The following is a 502-nucleotide window of genomic DNA, read 5'->3' as shown; positions in this document are numbered from 1 at the left end:
TGATGAGCATGGAATGGGAAAAATAAGATGACAAAATTGATTGTTGGTCTGGGAAATCCAGGCTCAAAATATGATAAAACCAAGCATAATATCGGCTTTATGGCCATTGATGAGATTACAAAAAATCTGGATGTAACCTTTAGCGAGGATAAAAATTTCAAGGCCCTGGTTGGCTCCAGCTTTCTTAATGACGAGAAGGTTTATTTCGTTAAGCCCTTGACTTTTATGAATGAGAGTGGTCAGGCTGTCCAGGCCCTTTTGACCTACTTCAATATTGCTATTGCGGACCTATTGGTCATCTACGATGACTTGGATATGGCTGTTGGTAAGATTCGTTTCCGGCAGAAAGGGTCAGCTGGTGGTCACAATGGTATCAAGTCCATTATCAAGCATATTGGTAGTCAGGAATTTGACCGTATCAAGGTTGGTATCGGCCGGCCCAAGCCTGGTAGCAAGGTGGTCCATCATGTCCTGTCTACCTTTAGTCAGGATGACTATGCGA

General features: G+C 43.0%; 1 protein-coding gene. It reads left to right on the top strand.

The window, feature by feature from the left end:
• Positions 1-27 precede the first annotated feature (27 nt).
• A partial coding sequence (pth, locus tag FH871_RS34735) for an aminoacyl-tRNA hydrolase (RefSeq protein ID WP_138995337.1) occupies positions 28-502 on the top strand: 475 nt, incomplete at its 3' end.

Origin of the sequence: Larkinella sp. C7 (assembly GCF_006149005.1) — a bacterium.
Lineage (GTDB): Bacteria > Bacteroidota > Bacteroidia > Cytophagales > Spirosomataceae > Larkinella.
Note: the sequence above shows the minus strand (reverse complement) of the source record. Positions and strands in the feature narration are given on the sequence as shown.